Annotated in this window: 17 protein-coding genes; 14 read left to right on the top strand and 3 right to left on the bottom strand. The window is 65.1% G+C overall.

The annotated features are described in order from the left end of the window. The first annotated feature begins 113 nt into the window (after positions 1-113). Positions 114-566, top strand: coding sequence for a helix-turn-helix domain-containing protein (locus tag ACR65K_RS07155; RefSeq protein WP_018771597.1), 453 nt, complete (start codon positions 114-116; stop codon positions 564-566). A gap of 106 nt (positions 567-672) precedes the next feature. Here the strand turns inward: ACR65K_RS07155 and ACR65K_RS07150 are convergent, their stop codons facing one another. Further along, complete coding sequence (locus ACR65K_RS07150) at positions 673-1,203, bottom strand: MarR family winged helix-turn-helix transcriptional regulator (protein ID WP_440151978.1); 531 nt, start codon at positions 1,201-1,203, stop codon at positions 673-675. A gap of 41 nt (positions 1,204-1,244) precedes the next feature. Here ACR65K_RS07150 and ACR65K_RS07145 point away from each other — a divergent pair, with 41 nt between their 5' ends. The 6 genes from ACR65K_RS07145 (at position 1,245) to dapF (ending at position 6,798) form a co-directional block, all read left to right on the top strand. After that, positions 1,245-1,469: a DUF3046 domain-containing protein gene (locus ACR65K_RS07145; RefSeq protein ID WP_142121100.1), complete on the top strand. Its 225-nt coding sequence runs from the start codon at positions 1,245-1,247 to the stop codon at positions 1,467-1,469. A 189-nt stretch (positions 1,470-1,658) separates the two neighbouring features. Then, entirely contained in the window at positions 1,659-2,714 is a 1,056-nt protein-coding gene (gene recA / locus ACR65K_RS07140; protein WP_056338727.1) for a recombinase RecA, read from the top strand. Positions 2,715-2,834: 120 nt separating this feature from the next. Next, positions 2,835-3,335 (top strand): regulatory protein RecX, encoded by a 501-nt coding sequence (locus ACR65K_RS07135; RefSeq protein WP_440152307.1) that lies wholly within the window; start codon positions 2,835-2,837, stop codon positions 3,333-3,335. 3 nt (positions 3,336-3,338) lie between these two features. Continuing rightward, positions 3,339-4,910: a tRNA (N6-isopentenyl adenosine(37)-C2)-methylthiotransferase MiaB gene (gene miaB / locus ACR65K_RS07130; RefSeq protein WP_440151976.1), complete on the top strand. Its 1,572-nt coding sequence runs from the start codon at positions 3,339-3,341 to the stop codon at positions 4,908-4,910. Between the two features lie 2 nt (positions 4,911-4,912). Next, positions 4,913-5,809, top strand: a complete 897-nt coding sequence (gene miaA, locus ACR65K_RS07125) for a tRNA (adenosine(37)-N6)-dimethylallyltransferase MiaA (RefSeq protein WP_440151974.1) — start codon at positions 4,913-4,915, stop codon at positions 5,807-5,809. A gap of 44 nt (positions 5,810-5,853) precedes the next feature. After that, complete coding sequence (dapF, locus tag ACR65K_RS07120) at positions 5,854-6,798, top strand: diaminopimelate epimerase (protein WP_440151973.1); 945 nt, start codon at positions 5,854-5,856, stop codon at positions 6,796-6,798. Here the strand turns inward: dapF and ACR65K_RS07115 are convergent. Continuing rightward, a complete protein-coding gene (locus ACR65K_RS07115; protein WP_056338322.1) occupies positions 6,770-7,393 on the bottom strand; it encodes a class I SAM-dependent methyltransferase in 624 nt (207 codons plus the stop codon). The two genes, dapF and ACR65K_RS07115, sit on opposite strands and share 29 nt — an antisense overlap. A gap of 436 nt (positions 7,394-7,829) precedes the next feature. On the opposite strand from ACR65K_RS07115, the gene hflX reads away from it, so the two are divergent. Together hflX and ACR65K_RS07105 are read left to right on the top strand one after the other, a co-directional pair. Beyond that, positions 7,830-9,410 carry a GTPase HflX gene (gene hflX, locus ACR65K_RS07110; protein WP_440151971.1) on the top strand — a complete coding sequence of 527 codons (1,581 nt, stop codon included), beginning with the start codon at positions 7,830-7,832 and terminating at the stop codon, positions 9,408-9,410. Beyond that, positions 9,403-11,463, top strand: coding sequence for an ATP-dependent DNA helicase (locus ACR65K_RS07105; RefSeq protein ID WP_440151970.1), 2,061 nt, complete (start codon positions 9,403-9,405; stop codon positions 11,461-11,463). The genes hflX and ACR65K_RS07105 overlap by 8 nt, the downstream gene beginning before the upstream one ends. An 86-nt stretch (positions 11,464-11,549) precedes the next feature. On the opposite strand, the gene lexA is transcribed toward ACR65K_RS07105, so the two are convergent. Next, on the bottom strand, positions 11,550-12,284 hold the full coding sequence (gene lexA, locus ACR65K_RS07100) for a transcriptional repressor LexA (RefSeq protein ID WP_440151969.1): 735 nt from the start codon (positions 12,282-12,284) through the stop codon (positions 11,550-11,552). Between the two features lie 436 nt (positions 12,285-12,720). On the opposite strand from lexA, the gene ACR65K_RS07095 reads away from it, so the two are divergent. The 5 genes from ACR65K_RS07095 (at position 12,721) to ACR65K_RS07075 (ending at position 15,898) form a co-directional block, all read left to right on the top strand. Beyond that, positions 12,721-13,062: a LysM peptidoglycan-binding domain-containing protein gene (locus tag ACR65K_RS07095; RefSeq protein WP_440152306.1), complete on the top strand. Its 342-nt coding sequence runs from the start codon at positions 12,721-12,723 to the stop codon at positions 13,060-13,062. 112 nt (positions 13,063-13,174) lie between these two features. Then, complete coding sequence (locus ACR65K_RS07090) at positions 13,175-14,293, top strand: histidinol-phosphate transaminase (protein ID WP_440151967.1); 1,119 nt, start codon at positions 13,175-13,177, stop codon at positions 14,291-14,293. A 61-nt stretch (positions 14,294-14,354) separates the two neighbouring features. Beyond that, entirely contained in the window at positions 14,355-14,981 is a 627-nt protein-coding gene (gene hisB / locus ACR65K_RS07085; protein WP_056338305.1) for an imidazoleglycerol-phosphate dehydratase HisB, read from the top strand. Next, positions 14,978-15,739: an imidazole glycerol phosphate synthase subunit HisH gene (gene hisH, locus ACR65K_RS07080; protein WP_440151965.1), complete on the top strand. Its 762-nt coding sequence runs from the start codon at positions 14,978-14,980 to the stop codon at positions 15,737-15,739. The genes hisB and hisH overlap by 4 nt, the downstream gene beginning before the upstream one ends. Next, complete coding sequence (locus ACR65K_RS07075; protein ID WP_200946297.1) at positions 15,740-15,898, top strand: CG2302 family histidine operon protein; 159 nt, start codon at positions 15,740-15,742, stop codon at positions 15,896-15,898. The last annotated feature ends 84 nt before the right edge of the window (positions 15,899-15,982 follow it).

The raw sequence follows: 15,982 nt of genomic DNA, 5'->3' as shown, positions 1-15,982 counted from the left end.
ACCGATTAGTTATTACATTGTGTCGCTTCCGGATAGCGGAGGCGCCTAGGATGAAATGACCACGACGGTTCGCCTACGGCGGACCTGACCAATGAGGGAGCAAGGCGATACAGATGGTAAAGCAGCCCGTATCCGTAAACGGCGTTGTCCGCTGGAAGGATGTGGGCCTCGCCGAACAGGCTAAGAGCGAACAGAAGGAGCGCAAGATGGTAGTACTTCGTCACGAAATCGGTGATGTGCTGCGCGATGTCCGCCAGCGTCAGGGACGCACGCTCCGTGAAGTTTCGCACAGCGCCCGCGTCTCCCTGGGATACCTCAGCGAAGTGGAGCGCGGCCAGAAGGAAGCCTCGTCAGAGCTCCTGTCCTCGATCTGCTCGGCACTGGATGTTCCGTTGTCAAGCATGCTCCGTGAGGTCAGCGACCGTGTGGCAGTAGCTGAAGGCGTCGCGGTTCCGGACACCGTTCCGCAGGAATTCTCCCAGCGTTACGGCCGCGACCTGGAACGCGACCTCAACACTGAACTGAACGACGAACTCTCCACAGGCCTTCTCTCCGGCGCCCGTTAAAGGCGGCCCCCGCCGCGAGGTGGGCCTTGGAACGCAGAAGCCCCCGGCCATGCCGGGGGCTTCCTGCATGTCACCCGCGGTTGATCTACCCGTTGTGCCCTGCGGGCTATTCCTCCTCTGCCGTGGATCCGCCCGCACCTTCCCGGGGGAACCCGTCACGCTCATAGGTGGAGTTCAACTTGGCCATGTAGCGGGCCAGTTCCTGCAGGTCCTCCACCGGCCACTCACGCAGCCGCTCCTGGAAGACCTGGCGCCTCGCGTCCTGGACCTGGTGCATCTTCTCTTCGCCCTTTGGCGTCAACCGGATGGACTGCGCGCGGCGGTCCTGGGGATCCGCCTCCTTGGACACCAGGCCCAGGCTCTCCAGGAAGGCAATCTGCCGGCTGACCGACGGTTTGCCCACCCCGATGTTCATGGCGAGCTCGGTCAGGCGGATGGGGCCTTCCCTCCGGATCACCGTCAACAGTCCGTAGGCGGCAGGCTCCATGTCGGGGTGGACTTCGCGCGAAAGCTGGTTGGAGATGGCCCTTGCCCGCCGCCAAAAGAGGCTGATCTGGTGCTCGACATTCTGCAGTGCGGTATCGGCGGCATCATCGCCGGCGGCCTGCTGCGGCGGGAGATCAGGGGAGTTGCTCATGGCAACAATTCTAGGGTCCGCAATCATGAGAGGATTTACCGATGCGAATCAGCGAGTACTGGCGTCTGATGGATGACGAGTTCGGCGCGGGATACTCCCGCGTGCTGAGCAGTACCCTGGTCCTTGCCAGTGTGGGCAGCCGCACCGCCGACCAGGCCCTGGCTTCAGGCGTCGACCCCCGCAAGGTGTGGCTGGCAGTCTGCGATGTCCAGGACGTGCCGGCTGAACGGCGGCTGGGACGGGACATCGCCCCGCGCCGCGATTAGGGCGTCTGACACGCCGCACGGTCCGCACTCTTCGAATACCTGTTCGGATAACGCTATGCTTTTTCTGTTGGGCTTATCCACATAGCCGTTGTCCTCAGGCCGGAATGTCAGTGGGTCCGATTAGCGTCAGAGATGACCAATAAAACGGCCGCGAAGGCCACCATCGAGAAAGCATTAGAGGTGTCAACCATGGCGGCAGCCCCGGATCGTGCAAAAGCGCTGGAAGCAGCGCTTGCCCAGATTGACAAGCAGTTCGGCAAGGGCTCGGTCATGCGCCTGGGCGACGAAGTCCGTGCCCCGATCGAAGTCATTCCCACCGGCTCCATCGCTTTGGACGTAGCCCTTGGCATTGGCGGGCTCCCGCGCGGCCGCGTCATCGAAATCTATGGTCCTGAGTCCTCCGGTAAGACCACCGTTGCCCTGCACGCCGTGGCAAATGCCCAGCGTGCCGGCGGAATCGCAGCGTTCATTGACGCCGAACACGCCCTGGACCCCGATTACGCCGCAAAGCTGGGCGTGGACACCGACGCCCTCCTGGTCTCGCAGCCGGACACCGGTGAGCAGGCGCTCGAGATCATGGACATGCTCGTCGGCTCCGGCTCGCTGGACGTCATTGTCATCGACTCCGTCGCCGCCCTGGTGCCGCGCGCTGAAATCGAAGGCGACATGGGCGACAGCCACGTGGGCCTCCAGGCGCGGCTCATGAGCCAGGCCCTCCGTAAAATCACCGGCCGCCTGAGCCAGACCAAGACCACCGCCATCTTCATCAACCAGCTCCGCGAAAAGATCGGTGTCTTCTTCGGTTCCCCCGAAACCACCACCGGTGGTAAGGCCCTGAAGTTCTACGCGTCGGTCCGCATCGACGTCCGGCGGATCCAGACCCTCAAGGAGGGTGCGGACTCTGTCGGCAACCGGACCAAGGCGAAGATCGTCAAGAACAAGATGGCCCCGCCCTTCAAGGTCGCCGAATTCGACATCATCTATGGCCAGGGCATTTCCCGCGAAGGCGGCATCATCGACATGGGCGTGGAGCACGGCATCATCAAGAAGTCCGGCTCCTGGTTCACCTACGACGGTGACCAGTTGGGCCAGGGCATGGAGAACTCGCGCCGTTTCCTGCGCGACAACCCCGAGCTCGCGGCGGAACTTGAGCGACTGATCAAGGAGAAGCTCGGTGTCGGCGTAAAGCCTGCCGAGGATGAATCCAAGGACGCGCCAAAGCTGAAAGCCGTCGACGGGTTCTAACCCTTGACAGGACCACGTTCACAGCGGGAGCGTACCGGCGGCCCTTCTTCAGGGCCGCCGGACGGCTTTAACCTTCCAGATGATCCGCAGGCCGTTGACGCCGAACCGGATCCCTTCACGGTGGCGCAGGCCATCGTGTACCGGCAACTCACCGCAGCCCCTAAAAGCAGGCTTCAGCTTGCCCGGAAACTGGCCGAGCGGAACATCCCGGAAGACGTCGCCGAGGCGGTGCTGGACAAGTTCCAGGAGGTCCGCCTGATCAATGACGCCGAGTTCGCGGACATGTGGGTCAGGAGCCGGTCCCAGTCCCGCAAGCTTGCCAAGGGTGCTCTCCGGCGTGAACTCGCCGAGAAAGGCATTGACCAGGAGACAGCTGCTTCTGCCTTGGAGCAGTTGACCGACGCCGACGAGGAATCCGCTGCCCGCATGCTGGTGGAGCGTAAACTCCGGTCCGGAACGGACTTAACCGACCGCGCGGAAAGGGACAAAACTGTCCGGCGGTTGGCCTCCATGCTGGCAAGGAAGGGCTACCAGCCCTCCCAGGCGTTCAGGATCGTCAATGACGTCCTGGATTCCCGGCACGATCCCGACGGCGGCATGCTCCAAAGCCGGTACCCTTAACTGGTGAGTTTGACCATTCCTTCCCCCCGTTCCGGCGCCCCGTCCATCGAGCCCGGTGCTGTCCCGCTGTCCGGTTCTGTTCCAGCCGGCGAAGCGCAGCCGCGTACTTACCAGGTCCGCACGTTCGGTTGCCAGATGAACGTGCACGATTCGGAGCGGATGGCGGGCATGCTTGAGGATGCGGGCTATGTTCCCGCGGAGGGCGAACATGCTGACGTTGTGGTGTTCAATACGTGCGCTGTCCGGGAAAACGCCGACAACAAGCTCTACGGCAACCTCGGCATCCTGGCCCCCGTCAAGGCAGCCAACCCCGGTATGCAGATCGCCGTGGGTGGGTGCCTGGCCCAAAAGGACCGCGAAACCATCCTCAAGAAGGCCCCGTGGGTGGACGCAGTCTTTGGCACCCACAACGTCGGTGCCCTGCCCGCGCTCCTGGAGCGTGCACGGCACAACAACGAGGCCCAACTGGAAATCCTGGAGTCCTTGGACGTCTTTCCGTCCACGCTGCCCACAAAGCGCGACTCCGTCTACTCCGGCTGGGTGTCCATCTCGGTCGGGTGCAACAACACGTGCACGTTCTGCATCGTGCCAGCGCTCCGCGGCAAGGAGAAGGACCGCCGGCCAGGTGACATCCTGGCCGAGATCCAGGCGCTTGTGGATGACGGCGCCATCGAAGTGACCCTCCTTGGCCAGAACGTCAACTCCTACGGCGTCGAATTCGGGGACCGGCAGGCCTTCTCCAAGCTCCTTCGCGCCTGCGGCGATATCCAGGGCCTTGAACGCGTCCGCTTCACCAGCCCGCATCCTGCCGCCTTTACCGATGATGTCATCGACGCCATGGCAGAGACGCCCAACGTGATGCCACAGCTTCACATGCCGCTGCAATCCGGTTCGGACCGCATCCTCAAGGCCATGAAGCGCTCCTACCGGTCCACCAAGTTCCTGGGCATCCTGGACAAGGTCCGGGACAGGATTCCGCAGGCCGCCATCTCCACCGACATCATCGTCGGGTTCCCCGGCGAAACCGAGGAGGACTTCCAGGCGACGCTGGACGTGGTGGAAAAGTCCCGCTTTGCCACCGCCTTCACCTTCCAGTACTCAAAGCGCCCCGGCACGCCCGCAGCCGACCTGCCTGACCAACTGCCAAAGGCGGTGGTGCAGGAGCGCTTCGAACGCCTCACCGCCCTCCAGGATCGGATCGCTGCTGAGGAAAACCGGAAGCAGCTCGGCCGCAGGCTCGAGGTCATGGTCACGGCCCAGTCCGGACGGAAGGCCGGGGAAACCCACCGGCTGTCCGGCCGCTCCCAGGACCAGCGGCTGGTGCACTTCTCGGTCCCTGACGGTGCTCCTGCCCCCAGGCCCGGGGACCTCGTCACCGTCACCATCACCGAGGCCGCGGCCTTCCACCTGGTGGCCGATCCCACTGCCCAGGATTACAGCCTGCGCCGCTCACGCGCAGGGGATGCCTGGGACAGGTCCCAGGCTGACTCCTGCGGTGCGCCGGCCCCGGGTACCGGCGACGGACCCAAGGCTGTCTCCCTGGGCATGCCCTCGCTGCCGCTGCGCACCCGCTGAAGGTGGCTGCCCCGCCCGTCATCGCCGTCGTCGGCCCCACCGGCTCCGGTAAATCCGACCTCGCCGTCAACCTCGCATTGGAACTGAACGGCGAGGTCATTAACGCCGATGCCATGCAGTTCTACCGCGGCATGGACATCGGCACCGCCAAGATCACGATGGCCGAGCGCAGGGGAGTGCCGCACCACCTCCTGGACATCCTGGACGTAACGCAGGAAGCCAGCGTCTCGGACTTCCAGCAGCAGGCCCGGGACGTCATCGAGGACATCCATTCCCGCGGCAAACGCGCAATCCTTGCCGGCGGCTCCGGGCTGTACGTGCGGGCCGCCCTGGATGTCCTGGAATTCCCGGGCACGGAACCAACACTGCGTGCCCGGCTGGAGGCGGAGCACGCGCAGCTGGGCACCCAGGTGCTCCTGGACCGGTTGAGGGCAGTAGATCCGGCATCCGCTGACAGGGTCTCGGACGCGCGGCGGATCATCCGCGCCCTGGAGGTCCATGAACTGACCGGAAGGCCCTTCAGTTCCTTCATGCCCCGCCGGGAGTATTACCAGCCGGCGGTCCAGGTGGGTCTGGGCGTGGACCGGGAGGTCCTGCGGGAGCGGCTGGCGGCACGGGTGCACCGGATGGTGGAGTCCGGCCTGCTGGAGGAAGTCCGGCTGCTCGATGCCCGGGGCCTGCGGCGGGGTAAAACCGCCTCACGCGCACTTGGCTATGCGCAGTTCCTGCGGGTGGTCGACGGCACGGCGACCGTTGCAGACGCCGCGGAGGAGACCATCGTGGCCACCCGGCAGTTCGCCCGCCGCCAGCTGACCTGGTTCCGCGCCGACCCCCGCATCAGCTGGCTGGACTGGCAGGATCCGGGACTCGTTGGCAAGGCAGCGGAGTTGTGCCGGTAGCTGCGGTTTCAGCGCCGGCAGGATGCGCCGCTACGCTTGGGACCATGAATGCAACCCCCGCCGAAACCACCGGAACCGTCCCGCACACGCTGAGCGGGCTCCGCTTCTCCAAGGGGCACGGGACCGGCAACGATTTCGTCCTGGTGGCCGACCCTGAAGGCGCCCACGTCATCGGCGCGGACCAGGCCGCCGCGCTCTGCGACCGGCACCGGGGGATCGGCGCCGACGGCCTGATCCGGGCCGTCCCTTCCCGTTTCCTGCCCGAGGGCCGGGAACTGCTCACCGAAGCCCCGGACGCGGAATGGTTCATGGACTACCGCAACGCCGACGGCTCACTGTCTGAAATGTGCGGCAACGGGGTCAGGGTGTTCGTCCACTTCCTGCGGTCCGAGGGCCTGATCGATCTGCCCGACGGCGGATCGCTCACCATCGGCACCCGCGGCGGGGTAAAGACCGTGGTCCGGACAGGAAACGGGTATGCCGTGGACATGGGCCCCTGGGAGTTCATCTTCCCCGGGGAGGCAAGCGCCAAGGCCATGGATTCCCTGGTCACCGCCGACGGACTGGAAGTTGCCCGTCCTGCCTTGTCCGTGAGCATGGGGAACCCGCACACGGTAGTGGCCCTCGCGGAACTGGACGAACTCAAAGGTACCCGGCTCTTCACCGCACCCAAGGTCGATCCGGTACCCCCCAACGGGACCAACGTGGAGTTCGTGGTCCCCGCGGAGCCGCTGGTCCATGAAGGTGTGGGCTCTGTGACCATGCGGGTGCACGAACGCGGTGTGGGGGAGACCCAGTCCTGCGGAACCGGGGCCTGCGCCGCGGCCGTGGCCATCCGGCACTGGGCCGGAGCGGAAGCCCCCGATGCCTGGCGGGTCCACGTTCCTGGCGGTGTGGTGGGCGTGAAGTTCTTTGCCGGCCCCGGCGGCCATGAGCACGTGGAACTCAGCGGCCCCGCCGTTATTGTTGCGAGCGGGACGCTTTCGTAACCTTCAGGATCCGGAAGGACTTTGACGTGGACTCGCGCGTCACGCTGAAGGAACTGTCCAGTTCAGCGGCCAGCCAGCGCTGCAGGGAGTCCGAGCCCAGGTTCTTCTGCACCACTAGCCATGCAGTCCCGCCCTCTGCCAGGCGCGGAAGCCACAGCTTGAGCAGCGCGTGCAGTTCGTCCTTGCCGATCCTGATGGGCGGGTTGGACCAGATGGTGTCGAACCGCAGGTCGGGGTCTACCTCCTGGGGAGTGCTGGCCACGACGTTGGACAGTCCCAGTGAAGCCGCGTTTTCGTTGGTGAGGGTGACGCAGCGTTCGTTGACATCCACTGCATAGACCTTTGACCCGGGCGCCAGCAGTGCCATGGTGAGCGCGATGGGACCCCAGCCGCATCCGATATCCAGCAGGTTTCCCGTGGGGTGCGGCGCCGGAACTTCGGCCAGGAGCACCGCTGTACCCTTGTCGATCCCGTCCGGGCTGAAGATGCCCGTGGAAGTCTGGAGCCTGCGCGTTTCACCGGCCAACTCCACGGTCAGGGGCTTCCGGGTGAAGGGGCCGGCGGGGGACGTGCTGAAATAGTGTGCGGACTCCATAACTGGCCAGAGTAGTTCCCCTTGCAGCGTAATGGGAAACCGTGCAAAACCCGCTCTGCTACGCTGGATCGCATGTTCCTGATCTTCGAGTAGCCGGCACGGGCCACGCCCGTCCCGCAGCCTGTCCTCCAGTGACAGCCCGTTCCGCAGCGATGCAGGTTTTAAGCCTTCCGCTTGTGCACCGGCCAGACCCAACTGTCTGTCCCGGCAGCCGGACGATACTCGAAAGTCAGCCTCCTGCTGCACTTCCCGCTGTTTTCCGGCCCCATTTTGCCCCGCCGCCGTCCTGACGCGGCATCCCCGGCCCCGGCATTGCAGCCGGCCGCCACAAAAACAGGAGTATTGCATGACCGCAGGCCGTCAGCCCAGCGCGAATACGTTCCAACTTCCAACCAATCAGCACTATTCTGGAATTGCCGAATCTTCAAAGGAGACCATGACCAGCCAGCCCAACACCGGTTCCGATCCAGCCGCCCAGGACATGAGTCCGCAGGAGATCCAGGCTGTCATCGACCGGATCCTCGCCAAGGACGTCCCGGCCAAGAATGTCAGCACGCCCGCCGGTGAGGGCAGCGGCAATGGAAAAGCGGTGCTCGGCAAGGCACAGGCAATTTCCCGCCTCGACGAAGAACACTCAACCTACGACGGCGACCAGCAGGACCTCGAGGAACGGCGCGCGCTGCGCCGAAGGGCAGGCCTGTCCACCGAACTCGAAGACGTCACCGAAGTCGAGTACCGCCAGCTCCGCCTGGAGCGGGTGGTCCTGGCCGGGCTGTGGTCCGAGGGCACCCTTGCGGACGCCGAAAACTCACTGCGTGAGCTGGCAGCCCTCGCCGAGACTGCCGGCTCCGAAGTCCTGGACGGGCTGGTGCAGCGCCGCGACAAGCCGGACCCGGGAACCTTCCTGGGTTCAGGCAAGGCACTCGAACTCAAGGACATTGTCATGTCCACCGGTGCAGACACCGTGGTGGTGGACGCTGAACTGGCGCCTTCCCAGCGCCGTGGCCTTGAGGACATCGTCAAGGTCAAGGTCATCGACCGTACGGCCCTGATCCTTGACATCTTCGCCCAGCACGCCAAGAGCCGCGAAGGCAAGGCCCAGGTGGAGCTTGCGCAGCTGGAATACCTGCTTCCCCGCCTGCGCGGCTGGGGCGAGTCGATGTCCCGCCAGGCCGGTGGCCAGGTGGGCGGCGCTGCCGCCGGCATGGGCTCCCGTGGCCCCGGTGAGACCAAGATCGAACTGGACCGGCGCCGGATCCGTACCCGCATGGCCAAGCTGCGGCGTGAAATCGCCGCGATGAAGCCGGCACGCGAGACCAAACGGGCCAACCGCCGTCGTAATGAAGTGCCCTCCGTGGCCATTGCAGGGTACACCAACGCCGGAAAATCCTCCCTCCTCAACCGGCTTACGGACGCCGGAGTCCTGGTGGAGAACGCGCTGTTCGCCACCCTGGATCCCACCGTCCGCAAGGCGGAAACCGCGGACGGCCTCGGCTACACCCTGGCGGACACTGTCGGATTCGTCCGCTCGCTGCCCACCCAGCTGGTGGAGGCCTTCCGCTCCACCCTCGAGGAGGTGGCGGACTCGGACCTGATCCTGCACGTGGTGGACGTTTCGCATCCCGATCCCGAAGGACAGATCGCTGCCGTCCGGAAGGTCTTCAGCGAAGTTGATGCCCGCAAGGTGCCGGAAATCATCGTGTTGAACAAGGCCGATGCGGCCGACCCCTTCGTGGTGGAGCGTCTGAAGCAGCGCGAGCCACGCCACGTGGTGGTCTCCGCCCGCACCGGTGAGGGCATTCCTGAACTGCTGAAGGCCATCAGCGAATCGATTCCCCGGCCTTCGGTCAAGATGGACGTGCTCATCCCTTACGACCGCGGAGACCTGATCAGCAAGCTCCACGAGTCCGACGCCGAAATCCTCAACGTGGACCACGTTGAGGCAGGGACCAGGGCTGAGGTGAAGGTCCGCGAGGGCCTGGCGTCCGAACTGGAACCATTCGTCGTCGATGAGTGATCCCGCGGCCGGCGAAGCCCCGCAGACGGACGGCGAGCAGTTCGTCATTGAACTGCTCGACCGTGCCGTCGCGGGCATGGGCGGACAAAGCCGCACCGGACAGCACGAAATGGCCCGGCAGGTGGCCCGGGCCATCGAAACGGGCAACCACCTGCTGGTCCAGGCCGGCACCGGGACGGGAAAATCTCTGGCCTACCTGGTGCCGCTGATCGCCCACGCCCTTGAGAGCAACAAGCCGGCGTTGGTGTCCACGGCAACGCTGGCACTGCAGACGCAGATTGTTGGCAGGGACCTGCCACGGCTGCTGAAGAACATCACCCCTGCCCTGGAACGGCCCGTCAAGGTTGCCCTGGTGAAGGGACGGTCCAACTACGTCTGCCGCCACAAACTCGAAGGCGGTTTCCCTTCCGAGGAGCCCTCCGAAGGGCAGCTTTTTTCCCTGGGCGAAGACACCAGTGTCCCGCACTTCGCCGCGTCCGTGGGCGGCCCCTCCTCGCAACTTGGCAAGGAAGTGGTGCGGCTCCGCGAGTGGGCGGAGAAAACGGCCACCGGCGACCGGGACGAGCTCCTCCCCGGCGTGACAGACCGTGCCTGGCGACAGGTGTCCGTTACCTCCATGGAGTGCCTGGGCGCCCAGAAATGCCCCATGGCCGCCGAGTGCTTTAGCGAGCTGGCGCGGCAGGACGCCGCCGAGGCCGATGTGGTGGTAACCAACCATGCCATGCTGGCTGTCAGCGCATTCGAAGGGCTTGCAGTCCTGCCCGAGTATGACGTCGTGGTGGTGGACGAAGCCCACGAACTCCAGGACCGGGTTACCGGCGCCGTGTCCGGGCAGCTGTCCGTAGCCATGGTCCACGCTGCCGCGTCCGGCGCCCGCAAACATACCGCCATCACCGTTGACGCCCTGAACGCCGCAGCCGACAACCTCGAGCTGGCCCTTGCCGGCGCGCCGAACGGCCTGCTCCCCAACGGCCTGAACGACGAACAGCTGGACTGCATCGACCAGCTGCGGGAGGCCTGCCGCGCCGCGTTGTCAGATTCCAAGGGGGACAGCAACACCACTGCCGACGGCGGCCGGCAGCTGGCGCGGTCCCGCCTCATGCTCATCCTGGAACTGTGTGAGCGGCTGATCGCTGCCCGGGAAAACCGGGAAGTCGTCTGGTTTTCCCGCGCCGGCACCTTCGATCCAGGCCAGGGATACACGCAGCCCGATGACAGCGCGCCGGTGCTGATCAACATCGCACCGCTGTCCGTTGCCGGAAGGTTGCGGGAAGGCCTTTTCGCCGGGCACACCGTCGTGTTGACCTCCGCAACGCTGGCGATTGGCTCGGCTTTCGAACCCGCAGCCGGGGGATTGGGCCTCATCGGTGAGGGCGCCCCCAGCTGGACGGGGGTGGATGTCGGCTCGCCCTTCGATTACCCCAAACAGGGCATCCTCTATGTGGCCGGCCACCTGCCAAAACCCGGCCGTGGTGTTTCCCCTGAGGCGCTGGAGGAACTGGAAGCGCTCATCAAAGCGTCGGGCGGGGGTGCACTGTGCCTGTTTTCGTCGCGCCGGGCGGCTGAAGAGGCCGCCGACGCCCTCCGGCCCAAGCTCGATGTGACTGTACTCTGCCAGGGTGAATCGACCATGACAGCTCTGGTCAAGCAGTTCGCGGACGAACCGGACACCTGCCTTTTCGGGACGATGTCCCTGTGGCAGGGAGTTGACGTTCCGGGAGGCTCCTGCCGCCTGGTGGTGATCGACCGCATACCGTTCCCCAGGCCGGACGATCCGCTGATGACGGCGCGTTCCCGTGCCGTGGCGCAGGCGGGCGGGAACGGCTTCATGTCGGTGTCGGCCACGCACGCTGCCATCCGGCTGGCCCAGGGCGCCGGCCGGCTGATCCGGTCCACTGGAGACAAAGGTGTGGTGGCCGTTCTGGATTCCCGACTGGCGACAGAGCGCTATGCAGGCTTCCTGCGGGGAGCGCTCCCGCCGTTCTGGGCCACCACGGACCGCAGTAAGGCACTGGCCGCGTTGACCCGGCTTGGGGCGGACGCGGCCAGATAGCTGGTGTCCAGGGATAACACCCGGTAAACCGACGGACCGTCGGCTAAAGTGAACGTGGCCAGTGGATCCTTAGCCAAAAGGAACGGCTAAAGGGAACGCAGGACCGAGACCACTTTGCCCATGATGGTGGCGTGATCTCCCAAGATGGGTTCGTACTGGGTGTTCTGGGGGAGCAGCCAGGTGTGGCCGTCGCGCTGGCGGAACGTCTTGACGGTTGCCTCGTCATCAAGCAAAGCCGCAACAATGTCCCCGTTGGCGGCGTCCGCCTGGCGCCTCACCACCACCCAGTCACCGTCACAGATGGCCGCGTCCACCATGGAATCGCCTGCCACCCGTAGCATGAAAAGTTCGCCCTGGCCAACGAGCTGGCGGGGGAGCGGCATGACGTCTTCGACGAGCTGCTCGGCGAGGATGGGGCCGCCGGCAGCAATCCGGCCAACCAACGGAACCATGGCCGTATCAAGGGCAGTGGGGAGTTCGGTCACCGTGGCTCCGCTGCCCTGGGCCTGGGGAGCAGGAGATGTGCCTGCTGCCTTGCCGCCGCCGTCCAACGTGAGCGGCATCAGGACTTCCATGGCGCGCGGCCGCTTGGGATCGCGCCGCAGGTAACCCAGCTTTTCCAGTTGCGAGAGCTGGTGGGTCACGCTGGACAGGCTCGCCAGGCCCACGGTGTCGCCGATCTCGCGCATGGAGGGCGGGTAGCCATTTTCATTGACTGAGCGCTGGATCGTTTCGAGGATCTTCTTCTGCCGCGGCGTCAAACCCTTGGCTGTCTTCTTCGATTGCGGGGCGGTCCTGCCCCCGGCGGCTGCTGCTGCCATATTCGCCAATGCCTTTCGCTTGCCGCCGGACCTTTCGCCTGGCGCTGTTCCGCAGCGCCACCGGAAGGACTGCCACTGTCATTGTCAGACCCTGCTGATCAACTTCAGTGGTGGTTGTTCTTTGGTTTCAAAACTAGGCCAGCCACATGGGTTTTTCAAACATTTGTTCTAGCGAGTCTCGACATTATTCGTTGATAGGTGCTAAAACTTAACAAGCAAAGTTCGAACATGTGTTCTAACCAGTGCTTGCCCTATTCGAAGACGTGGCCGGAAGTGGTTGGCGGCCACGGAACACATCGAGGGGCAGCTGGCTGGGTGGACACCCGGGCAGCACGGCAGGTCCAGGAGGGCTCAGTTCATGTCAGCTATATCTCTTCATCAGGTTTCACTCCCGCAGCCGGTTTCCCTGCGGGGGCGGAAGACTTCAAAGCGCTCGATTTCTGCAAAGAGCGGCGGCCCATCAGCAGCGCCTTTGCGGCTCACGCGGCGGGGGCAGATCGTCCTAATCGGAGTGCCTCTAGTACTTCTCGCCGTCCTGCTGGTGTCCCTGTCCGGACTCTTCAACTCGCCGGCCAAAGCCTCAGATTCCGCTGCTGACCTGGCCGTAACGCCCACGGTCACGGTAACGGTGCAGGCCGGGCAGTCGCTGTGGTCAATCGCCGGGGCCGTTGCTCCGGACCGGGATGCACGGGACGTGGTGGCAGACATCGTCCAGCTCAACAACCTTTCCGCCGGCGCCGTCCTGCCTGGCCAGCAACTCTTCGTCCCCACACGCTAAGCGGGATGCGGGTGTCGGCCCCGGAAGAAACCCGGCCAATTGCCCGCCACGCCCTTGGCGAACAGCACCCGTCACATTTTCCGGTGGTTGCCCCGGCAACTAAACTGTTCAGGTGAACGACCAGCTAGAACGTCTGAACCGGCTTCCCCTCCGCAGCAATCTTCGTGGGCTGACCCCGTACGGAGCACCCCAGCTGGACGTCCCCATCCTGCTGAACGTCAATGAGAACACCCATGGTGTTCCTGCAGACGTGCGTGCCGCCATAAGCGCCGCAGTTACGGAGGCTGCCGCGGGGCTCAACCGCTATCCGGACCGGGAGTTCACCGAACTGCGGAAAGCATTGGCGGAATACCTGGGCCACGGGCTCGATGAAACCAACCTTTGGGCAGCCAACGGCTCCAATGAAGTCCTGCAGCAGATCCTCCAGGCCTTTGGCGGCCCGGGGCGCACCGCGCTCGGCTTCCCGCCCACGTATTCCATGTACCCCCTGCTGGCCAGCGGAACGGACACCGCATACATCACCGGTCAACGCGCGGAAGGCTATGACCTGAGCGCAGAGTCCGCCGCCCGGCAGGTCAAGGAACTGCAGCCGAACATCGTGTTTCTTTGCTCGCCCAACAATCCCACCGGGACCGGCCTGGGACTGGATGTCGTTGAGGCTGTGTATGAGGCCGGCGAGGCAAGCCAGGCCATTGTGATCGTCGACGAGGCCTACCACGAGTTCGCGCACGACGGGACTCCCAGTGCCCTGACCCTGCTGCCCGGACGGGAGCGGCTGATCGTTTCCCGGACCATGAGCAAGGCCTTCGCCCTGGCCGGCGCCCGGCTTGGCTACATGGCGGCCGCCCCGGAGGTCACCGACGCGCTGCGGCTGGTACGCCTGCCGTACCACCTGTCCGCGATCACCCAGGCGACGGCCCTGGCCGCCCTCCAACACCGTGAAGCGCTGATGGCTGATGTCCAGGACATCAAGAAGCAGCGCGACCGGATCGTGACGGAACTGACCCGGATGGGCCTCGCCCCGGCCGCGTCGGACTCCAACTACGTGTTCTTTGGCGGCTTGGAAAACCCGCACCAGGTCTGGCAGGAGCTGTTGGATGCGGGGGTGCTCATCCGCGACGTGGGAATTCCCGGCCACCTTCGGGTCACTGCAGGCACTGAGGCGGAAACCACAGCCTTCCTTACATCCCTGGAGCGCATCCTTGCGGGCCAGGCCGCGCTTCCCGCCTAGACTTGATACAGCGGCGCTGGACGCCTTGAACCACTTCCTCTCCCACTAAGGATCCTTCAGCATGAGTCCCACCGGATTGAATACGGCCGCGGCCCGGACCGCCCGTATGGAGCGTGCCACGAGCGAGTCCTCCGTACTCGTGGAGATCAACCTCGACGGAACCGGCGTATCGGACATCGATACCTCTGTGCCGTTCTACGATCACATGCTCACGGCGCTGTGCAAGCACTCCCTGATCGACATGACGGTCAAGGCCACGGGTGACACCCACATCGACGTCCACCACACAGTGGAGGACGTGGCCATCACCTTCGGCGAGGTCCTCCGGACCGCCCTGGGCAACAAGGCCGGGATCCGCCGGTTCGGCGAAGCCACCGTGCCGCTGGACGAAGCGCTTGCCAACGCTGTGGTGGACGTCTCCGGGCGTCCTTACCTGGTGCACGGCGGCGAGCCCGCCGGTCAGGAGTACCACCTGATCGGCGGCCACTTCACCGGTTCCCTGACCCGCCACGTTTTCGAGGCGATCACGCTGCACGCGGGCATCTGCCTGCACATGAACGTGCTCGCCGGCCGGGACCCGCACCACATCGTCGAGGCACAGTTCAAGGCCTTCGCACGCGCCCTCCGCGCCGCCGTCGAACCCGATCCCCGGGTCGAGGGCATCCCCTCCACCAAGGGGGCGCTGTGAGCGGGCAGGTCCTGAAGGACGGCGCCATCATCGACCCGTCCGCTTCACGCAAGCTGCCTTCACCCGAGGGCAAGCCCACAGTCACCGTGCTCGACTACGGCTCCGGGAACGTGCGATCCGCTGTACGTGCCCTGGAACGTGCCGGAGCGGAAGTGATCCTCAGCGCCAAGCCTGAAGATGTACTGAACGCGGACGGTCTGGTGGTCCCGGGTGTGGGTGCCTTCGAAACCGTCATGCGCGAACTTAAGGCCGTTGACGGAATCCGGCTCATTGGCAGGCGGGTGGCAGGCGGCCGCCCCGTGCTTGGCATTTGCGTGGGCCTCCAGGTCCTCTTCGAAGCCGGAGTGGAGCACGGCACCGAAGCCGAGGGCATCGGTGAGTGGCCGGGCAAGGTCGAGGCACTCCGCGCCGAAGTGGTTCCGCACATGGGCTGGAACACCGTCAAGGTCCCGGAAGGCTCCAAACTCTTCGCCGGCCTCGAAAACGAACGGTTCTATTTCGTGCACTCATATGGCGTGCAGGAATGGAACTTCGACGTCATCCAGCCCCGGATGGCGCCGCCCCTGGTGACCTGGTCTGAACACGGCGGCCCGTTTATCGCGGCGGTCGAGAACGGCCCCCTCTGCGCCACCCAGTTCCACCCCGAGAAGTCCGGCGACGCCGGCGCGCGGCTCCTGCGCAACTGGGTGGAAGGCCTGCGCAAGCCGGTTGGCGGCCAACCTGCTGCAGCGCCGGCCGATGCCGGCAGCGACGTCTAGATGTGGTCCGTACTCCTGACGGGTCTCGCCGGCATTCTCATCGGCGGCGGCATCTCCTTCCGGCAGCAGCACAAGCCGCTCTGGACCCAGATCGGGTTCTACGTGCTGGCCGCCATGTCACTGCTCGCCGCCTACCTGCTGACGCTGCCGGCGGGCTGACCGCCGCCGTGGCGTCAGTGCCATGCCGGCCTGCACGCCCTGCCCCACCCAGCCTTTGCCCGAACCGAAGAACCAACATCGAGG

This window comes from Arthrobacter sp. SAFR-179 (assembly GCF_059414945.1).
Note: the sequence above shows the minus strand (reverse complement) of the source record. Positions and strands in the feature narration are given on the sequence as shown.